At 64.9% G+C, this 8371-nt stretch carries 9 protein-coding genes and 1 pseudogene; all 10 read left to right on the forward strand.

Annotated elements, in window-relative coordinates; translation table 11 throughout:
- The first annotated feature begins 351 nt into the window (after positions 1-351).
- Positions 352-1440: a Re/Si-specific NAD(P)(+) transhydrogenase subunit alpha gene (locus AS181_RS23210; RefSeq protein WP_058253805.1), complete on the forward strand. Its 1089-nt coding sequence runs from the start codon at positions 352-354 to the stop codon at positions 1438-1440.
- Positions 1440-1745 (forward strand): NAD(P) transhydrogenase subunit alpha, encoded by a 306-nt coding sequence (locus tag AS181_RS23215; protein WP_058253806.1) that lies wholly within the window; start codon positions 1440-1442, stop codon positions 1743-1745. Before AS181_RS23210 ends, AS181_RS23215 begins: the two co-directional genes overlap by 1 nt.
- 20 nt (positions 1746-1765) lie before the next feature.
- Positions 1766-3292 (forward strand): NAD(P)(+) transhydrogenase (Re/Si-specific) subunit beta, encoded by a 1527-nt coding sequence (locus AS181_RS23220; protein ID WP_058253807.1) that lies wholly within the window; start codon positions 1766-1768, stop codon positions 3290-3292.
- 120 nt (positions 3293-3412) lie between these two features.
- On the forward strand, positions 3413-3988 hold the full coding sequence (locus AS181_RS23225; protein ID WP_058253808.1) for a CGNR zinc finger domain-containing protein: 576 nt from the start codon (positions 3413-3415) through the stop codon (positions 3986-3988).
- 314 nt (positions 3989-4302) lie between these two features.
- Positions 4303-5127 (forward strand): MFS transporter, encoded by an 825-nt coding sequence (locus AS181_RS25675; RefSeq protein ID WP_254661963.1) that lies wholly within the window; start codon positions 4303-4305, stop codon positions 5125-5127.
- Between the two features lie 2 nt (positions 5128-5129).
- Positions 5130-5681, forward strand: a complete 552-nt coding sequence (locus AS181_RS25680; protein ID WP_254661964.1) for an MFS transporter — start codon at positions 5130-5132, stop codon at positions 5679-5681.
- A gap of 35 nt (positions 5682-5716) precedes the next feature.
- Complete coding sequence (locus AS181_RS23235; RefSeq protein ID WP_058253809.1) at positions 5717-6187, forward strand: DinB family protein; 471 nt, start codon at positions 5717-5719, stop codon at positions 6185-6187.
- A complete protein-coding gene (locus tag AS181_RS23240) occupies positions 6184-7383 on the forward strand; it encodes a MalY/PatB family protein (protein ID WP_058253810.1) in 1200 nt (399 codons plus the stop codon). The genes AS181_RS23235 and AS181_RS23240 overlap by 4 nt, the downstream gene beginning before the upstream one ends.
- A 96-nt stretch (positions 7384-7479) precedes the next feature.
- Positions 7480-7914, forward strand: a complete 435-nt coding sequence (locus tag AS181_RS23245) for a nitroreductase family deazaflavin-dependent oxidoreductase (protein ID WP_058253811.1) — start codon at positions 7480-7482, stop codon at positions 7912-7914.
- A 221-nt stretch (positions 7915-8135) separates the two neighbouring features.
- Positions 8136-8371 (forward strand): annotated as a pseudogene (locus AS181_RS23250) (DUF222 domain-containing protein); the annotation flags it as partial.

An 8371-nucleotide genomic window follows, 5' to 3' on the forward strand; every position in this document is an offset into this window, starting at 1 on the left:
GCGACGCGGAGCCCAAGCCCGGAAAGACTCGGCAGGCCAGCGGGACGACATCTGTACAGACACCTGTCCAGAAATAGCGAAAACCGCAGCGTCAAGGGTTGAGTGAGGTATCTGACTCACCTGAGCTGTCGCTGAGAGCGCATGTTATGTTCATCGCACCTTTATGTGAGCCGGGTGACAGCCATCCTGTCCCATCCGAGCACCTCGTGACCTGCGTCAGGTCGTCCGCTGCGCCCACACATGGCGGAGCTGCACGATCTGGAAGCGGGTCACCTCGTTGACAAGACGCGCCGAGTCCTGGCGCCGAACCGCGGCGCTGCTCGATGGCGCCGGACCAGACAGGTGAGATAGATGACAGTGGGTGTCGTGCGCGAGACGGCCGAGGGAGAGCGCCGGGTGGCGCTGGTCCCGAAGGTCGTCGCCGCGCTGGTGGGCAAGGGTGTGCCCGTCGTGGTGGAGTCGGGGGCCGGTCTCGGCGCCCTGATCCCCGACGAGGCGTACACCGAGGCCGGTGCGACGATCGGCGATCCATATGGGTCCGATGTGGTCCTGAGGGTGTCGCCGCCGTCGGATGCGGAGATCGCGAAGCTGCGGAGCGGGCAGAAGCTGATCGGCTTTCTCGCGCCGCGCAACGCCGACAATCAGATCGCCACGTTGCGGGAAGCAGGCGTGGAGGCGTACGCGGTGGAAGCCATTCCGCGTATCTCGCGCGCCCAGGTGATGGACGCGCTGAGTTCGCAGGCGAATGTCGCAGGTTACAAGTCGGTCGTGGTGGCCGCGGATGTGTCGACGCGGTTCTTCCCGATGCTGACCACGGCGGCCGGCACGGTGAAGCCGGCGACGGTGCTGGTCCTGGGTGTCGGTGTGGCCGGGCTGCAGGCCTTGGCCACGGCCAAGCGTCTGGGTGCGCGGACCACCGGTTACGACGTGCGTCCCGAGGTCGCCGAGCAGGTCCGTTCGGTCGGCGCGCAGTGGCTCGATCTGGGCATCGACGCCGCCGGTGAGGGCGGGTACGCCCGTGAGCTCACCGACGACGAGCGCGCGCAGCAGCAGCAGGCTCTCGAAGACGCGATCAAGGGTTTCGACGTGGTGATCACCACTGCGCTGGTGCCGGGTCGTCCGGCTCCGCGTCTGGTGACCGCGGCCGCGGTCGAGGGTATGAAGCCGGGCAGTGTCGTCGTCGACCTCGCCGGTGAGACCGGCGGTAATTGCGAGCTGACCGAGCCGGGTCAGACCGTCGTGAAACACGACGTCACCATCGCCGCTCCGCTGAACCTGCCGGCCACGATGCCGGAGCACGCCAGCGAGCTGTACTCGAAGAACCTGCTGGCGCTGATCGAGCTGATGCTCGACGACAACGGCTCCATCACACCGGATTTCGACGACGAGGTCGTCGCGGCTGCGTGTGTCACCCGTACCGAGCAGGAGGTGTCTGCCTGATGTATGCCGGTCTTCTCGCGAATCTCGCGATCCTGGTGCTCGCCGGGTTCGTCGGTTTCGCCGTCATCTCCAAGGTCCCCAACACCCTGCACACTCCGTTGATGTCGGGCACCAACGCCATTCACGGCATCGTCGTGCTCGGTGCACTGGTCGTGCTGGGCAAGTTGCCCGCCGACGCCGGGTGGGGTGTGCGCATCATCGCGTTCGTCGCGCTGGTGTTCGGCACGCTCAACGTCATCGGTGGCTTCGCGGTCACCGACCGGATGCTGGGCATGTTCAAGGGTAAGAAAGAGGTGGCCAAGTGAACGGCTCCCCAGAGACTTCTGTGTCACAGCTGGTACTCGCGGCGGGTGCGCATACCCCGAGTGAGGGCGTCGGCTACCTGGTGACCGCGCTCTACATCGTCTCGTTCTCCCTGTTCATCTACGGTCTGATGGGTCTGACCGGACCGAAGACCGCGGTGCGTGGCAACTGGATCGCCGCGGTCGGTATGGGTCTGGCCGTCGCCGCAACGTTGCTTTACGTGTGGAACGAAGGAGCTGTCGGCTCCGACGGGCACTCGACCGAGGGCGTACCGACGATCAACTGGGTGCTCATCGCCGTCGGTCTGATTCTCGGTGTGGCGCTGGGAATTCCGCCCGCACTCAAGACCAAGATGACGGCCATGCCGCAGCTGGTGGCGCTGTTCAACGGCGTCGGCGGCGGCACCGTCGCGCTCATCGCGTGGGCCGAGTTCATCGAGACCTCCGGGTTCTCGTCGTTCCACAACGTCGAACCGGCGTCGCCGCTGGTGATCGGTTCGCTGATCGCCGCAATCATCGGGTCGGTCTCGTTCTGGGGTTCGCTGGTGGCGTTCGCGAAGCTGCAGGAGATCATGCCCAAGGGGCTGGAGAAGACCTTCGTCTCCAACGCGAAGCTGTTCCAGGCCGCCAACATCGTGCTGCTGATCGTGGCGCTGGGGCTGGCGATCTATCTCGGTGTCAACGCCTCCAACGGTGGTGGCGCGAGCGTCTGGTGGATGGTCGGAGTCCTGGTCGCCGCGGGCGTGATGGGTCTGTTCGTGGTGTTCCCCATCGGTGGTGCGGACATGCCGGTCGTCATCTCGCTGCTCAATGCGATGACCGGTCTGTCGGCTGCGGCCGCGGGTATCGCGCTGGACAACACGGCGCTGATCGTGGCCGGGATGATCGTCGGCGCGTCGGGTTCGATCCTGACCAACCTCATGGCCAAGGCGATGAACCGGTCGATCCCCGCGATCGTGTTCGGTTCGTTCGGTGGTGGCGATGCTGCTGCCGCGGGCGGTCCGGGTGCGGCCGGCGGCACCGTCAAGGCGACCTCGGCTGCCGACGCCGCGATCCAGATGGCATATGCCAACCAGGTCATCGTCGTCCCCGGTTACGGTCTGGCCGTGGCGCAGGCCCAGCATGCGGTCAAGGAGATGGCGAAGCTGTTGGAGGCCAAGGGTGTCGAGGTCAAGTACGCGATCCACCCGGTCGCCGGTCGCATGCCCGGGCACATGAACGTGCTGCTGGCCGAGGCCGACGTCGAGTACGACTCGATGAAGGAGATGGACGACATCAACGGCGAGTTCAGCCGGACCGACGTCGCCATCGTCATCGGCGCCAACGACGTCACCAACCCCGCGGCGCGCAATGATCCGAGTAGCCCGATCCACGGCATGCCGATCCTCAACGTCGACGAGGCGCGATCGACCATCGTGCTCAAGCGGTCGATGAGTTCGGGTTACGCCGGTATCGAGAACCCGCTGTTCTTCGCCGACGGCACCAGCATGCTCTTCGGCGACGCCAAGAAGAGCGTCGACAGCGTCATCGAGGAACTCAAGGCGCTCTAGCGTTTTCGTGACCAACCGAGGCCCCGGCAACCGTTCTGGTTGCCGGGGCCTCGGCTGTTTCTCGGCGGGGAAACACCTCGATACGTTGAATCGAGCACCGTCACCTGTCAAGATGGTTATGTGTCGGGTTTTGTGTTCGTCAGCGGGCGGTCGAGCCTCGATTTCGCGGGTACGATGCTGTGGCGTCGAACCATACGTACCGAACTCCTCGGCGACTCCGGTGACCTGTCCCGGTGGTTCTCCGAAGCGGGACTCTTCGACCTGGTGGACGATCCGGACACCGTGGACATCGAGTACGCCCGACGGGTTCGTGAGGCGATCTACGACGTGGTGGTCGGTTGCCTCGGCTCCGGCGACGACACGTCCGTCGGCAGGAGGAACTTCGATCCCGAGTCCGCTGCCGTGCTCAATTCTGCTGCCGCCACGCCTCTGCCCACTGTCACGCTGGACATCGACGGAATGGCGAAAGTGACAGGGACGACTCGTAATGGATTGAGTCTGCTCGCGCGGGACGCCATCGAGTTGCTCGCGTCCGCCGACCTCGCCAAGATGCGCGAGTGCTCGAACCCTGACTGCACCCGGTTGTTCGTGGACGTGTCGCGCGGCGGCTCACGGCGGTGGTGTGGCATGGCTGAATGCGGCAATCGCAAGAAGGCGGCGGATTATCGACGCCGCCACAAGGAACTCTCCACCTGAATCCTCTCCGCGAGGAAGTTCTCCCGTTACTCGGTCGATCATCGCCGGTGCCGGGTCCGCACGATCCTGCGCCCGGACGGTCGTCGGGCGCGGGTGGCCGCGCAGCCGTGTTACGGCGTCATGACGGCTCTGAAACGACGGAAATACCTGGTAGTGCCGCGTATCCGAATTTGAGTAACCCCCTTGACAGGTGACGAATCGAAGGTACACACTCGGTGCAATCCGTAACCGGTTAAGCCGGTGACGGAGTCCCGGGAAGTCATCTACGGTGCGCCGCTGCGCCGTCTCCTTCTGTCGAGAGAGATCGAACTCCATTGACGAAACCACCACTCGCGGCCTCGACGACCGCGCCCACGACCCTCACCCCAGCCGAAGTCGCCGGTCGCCTGGAGCGACTGCCCTGGTCGCCCGTGCAGCGAAACCTGTTCCTGGTCATCGCAACTGCGTGGTTCTTTGATTCCATCGACCTGGGGGCGATGACCTTCTTGCTCTCACCCATCAGCGACCACTTCGATCTCAGCCCGGCGCAGACCGGCGTACTGGGGAGTGCGAGTTTCGCCGGGATGTTCTTCGGTGCCATCGGTGCAGGAGCGCTGGCCGACCGGTTCGGTCGCCTGCGTGTCTTCAAGTACAGCATCGTGATCTGGGGGCTCGCCAGCGTCGGCCTCTCGTTCGCTTGGTCGTACGAATCGATGCTGGCCTTCCGGTTCGTGCTGGGAATCGGTATGGGGGCTGAATTCCCGGTCGCTGCAGCAATTCTCGCCGAATTCATGCCGTCGTCGAAACGTGGCCGGTATGCGGCCCTGCTGGAGGGAGCGTGGCCGCTCGGATTCATCTCTGCCGGCGCGCTCTCCTATCTCCTGGTCGCCTCGCAATTCGGCTGGCGGGGCTTCTTTCTCATGCAGGCCGGGCTCGCCGTGATCGCGTTGATCGTCCGCAGGAACTTGCCTGAGTCACCGCGGTGGCAGATCGCCAGGGGCCATGAGGCGGACGCCGAACGAACGCTCAGCGCCTTCGAGCAGCGGGTGCGGGAGGCCACCGCCGAACCACTTCCCGACTACACGCCGATTCCGGACGTCGGCCCCGGCACGGCGGGTGGCGAGCGCTTCTCGACGTCCGCAACAGAGCACGCACTTTGACCGTGTGGGCGGTGTGGTTCTGCCTGATGACCGGTTACTACGGGTTGACCACCTGGATCGGTAAGCTCCTCACCGACAGCGGTCTGGATGTCGCGAAGAGCATCGGATTCGTTCTGGCCATGGGGCTCTGGGGGATTCCCGGGTTCTTGTCGGCCGCCTATCTCATCGAGCGTCTCGGGCGTCGATACTGCCTGGCGGGATACACCGTAGGTTCCGGAATCGCCGCCTTCTTCTACGGCCAGAGCTCGGGCACCGTCGAGCTCATCGTTGCCGGCTCCTTCCTGCAGTTCTTCTTCTTCGGCATGTTCTCCTCCATTTTCGCCTACACGCCGGAGCTGTTCGCCACCAACAGCCGAGGCACCGGCGTCGGATCAGCCACGGCGATGGGTCGCCTCGGCTCCGTGTTCGGTCCGCTCGCCGTCCCGGCACTGCTCGGCTTCGGCGGAACCGGACTCGTATTCACGACCAGTGCGGTGCTTTTCGCTATCGGCGCGGGCGTCGTCCTGACCATGCTCCCCGAGACCAAGAATGCCGTACTCGAGCAGATCGACTAGTCAGAACCACAACGCAGAGGACGTGACCACATCACATGAACATCGACGAGTATCTGTACTTCGTGCGCCGTGCCTTCGACGGAATGCTCGATGCACTCGAGCTACTCGGTGACGAGCACGCCAACGAGGCGCCGCCCCTTGCCGGGGCCAACCCGCCGTGGGCGATCGCATATCACTGCACCGAGGTGGTCGACTATTGGATCGGGCATCTCATCGCCGACCGGCCGAGTCGGCGTAACCGCGCGGCGGAGTTCACGGCCAGGGGGTCGGTCGCCGACCTACGTGGCCGGGTGACCGCACTGCAGTCCCGACTGGTCGACGACCTCGCGGGCTTCGATCCGACCGCGCCGCTGCTGAACAGCCCGCCGAGCGCCTATGAGGGACCCGCCCGAGAGCTGTCGCCGTGTGGGGTCCTTCTGCACGTACTGGAAGAACTCGCCCAGCACCACGGGCAGATCGAGCTGTCCCGGGACGCGCTTCTCGCGCTGGCCGGTGATCGGCGATGAGCATCGTGTCCCCGGATAATCGAACATGGGCGGGGCGAACGGGTTTCGACGATCTGGAGCTCACCCGACTCTCGCAGCGATCTGGTGCCAAATGGGCGCGGGTGCGCACCGACGGGGTGATACCGGCGTGGGTGGCCGATATGGACTTCCCGCTCGCGCCGGAGATCAACGACGAGCTGGTCGAGTTCGTCGCACGGGGGGACCTGGGGTATCCCGATTGGTTGAGCGGCACACCCCTCCGCAGTGCTTTCGCGCGGCGCATGCTCGACAAGTACGGATGGAACGTGAACCCCGCACACGTCCGGGAACAGACCGATCTCATCCAAGCGCTGCAACTGCTCTTGCGGTTGAGCACCGCGCCCGGCGACGCGGTGGCGATCCAGACACCGAACTACCCGCCGTTCCTCGCGACCCTCGAGACGATGCGACTGCGGAGTGTCGAGGTGCCCTTCCGGCGGACATCGTCGGGATGGTGCCTCGACTTCGACGAGTTCGAGCAGTTGCTCCGGCTCCATCGGCCGAAGGTTCTGGTTCTCGTCAATCCTCACAACCCCACCGGTCGGGTGCACACCCGTGCAGAACTCAATCGGATCGCCGAACTGGCCGACCAGTTCGACCTCCTGGTGATCAGTGACGAGATCCACGCCGAATTGGTCTACCGCCCGCACCGCCACATTCCGTTCGGCTCGATCAATGAGTCCGCGGCGGCACGAACCGTGACGATCACGTCTGCGGGGAAGGCCTTCAATCTGGCCGGATTGCGTTGCGCAGTGGTTCACTACGGCTCCCGGGACCTCCTACGACGACGGGACGCCGAGCCGCCGGACCTCTACGGCACGGTTTCGGTGCTCGGCGTGATCGGTCATGTTGCGGCATGGCAGAAGGCATCGGATTGGCACGGCGAGCTGATCCGGGTGCTGGATCGTAACCGCAGGCGGGTGCACGACTTCCTCGGGGCGACGCTGCCCGAAGTTGTCCATCACCTTCCCGAGGCCACGTACCTGAGCTGGGTGGACGTCTCGGCATTCGGGCTCGACGACCCCGTCGATGCGATCCGGCGCCGAGGCCGTGTCCTCGTGGACGGTGGTCGGGGATTCGGGGGATCGAGTGCGGACCACATTCGCATCAACTTCGCCACCTCGGCGTCGATCCTGGAGCAGATCCTGGAAGGAGTAGCTGCCGGACTCATCCGGTGACTCTCGTCGAGATGAGGACCGGTCAGGAATCGAGAAGCCGTTGGTCCCGTCGACGCCGTACTGTCGGCACATCGCCCGACCGCAACGGAGGAAGTCATGTCCCTGTCACTTCGGTCACTGTCGCTCTGGTACCAGCGAAGGACCAACGAGCGCACCGTCGCTCGCATCCGCAAGAAGTCCGGATCGATGTGGGGGATGGAGATGCTCATCCTGCGCACGACCGGTCGACGCTCGGGTCTCGTGCGCGAGACACCGCTGAGCTGGTTCCCCGACGGTGACGACTGGCTGGTCGTCGCCTCGGGTGGCGGCAAGCGCAATCCGGACTGGTTCGCCAACTTGACCGCCCATCCCGATGGCGTGTCGGTCGAGCGGCATGGGGAGGCTCCGGTGCCGGTGACGCCGGTGGTCCTCGACGCTGCTGAGCGGCAGATCGCGTGGAACACGGTGGTCGAGGCGCAGCCGCGATACGCGAAGTATCAAAAGAAGTCGTCGCGTGAGTACCCGCTCGTCCGACTTGTCGCCGGTCGGTGACATTCGTGGTCCGAGACGGGGGCCGGGTGGGAGCTGGGGTGCGACAGCCGCGGCGGGGTTGATGGAGTAACCCCGGAGTGCTCCGCGGAACACTCTCGACCTCGGGTTGAGCCCCGAAAGACTGTCGGTGCCGGGCGATATCTTGTTCTTGTTCTTATCGCTCGATTCTGGGGGTTGCGGTGGGGGTCGGTGCTTTTCGTTGCGGTGGAGATGTGTCGTCGATGTTCGACGGTGCGGATCCGGCGTCGTTGTCTGATGAGGTGCTCGAGGGTCGGGTGCTGGGTTACGCCGCTCAGATCACGGCGCTGACAGCGGACTTCCTTGAACTGGTGGCAGAACTGGATGAGCGGGAGTCGTGGCGGGGGCCGGGGATTCATTCGCTGGCGCACTGGTTGTCGTGGAAGGCCGGCATCGCACCGCGAACGGCGCATGAGCAGTTGAGGGTCGCCAAGGCGAT

Origin of the sequence: Gordonia sp. SGD-V-85 (assembly GCF_001456905.1) — a bacterium.
Taxonomy (GTDB): Bacteria; Actinomycetota; Actinomycetes; order Mycobacteriales; family Mycobacteriaceae; genus Gordonia; species Gordonia hongkongensis.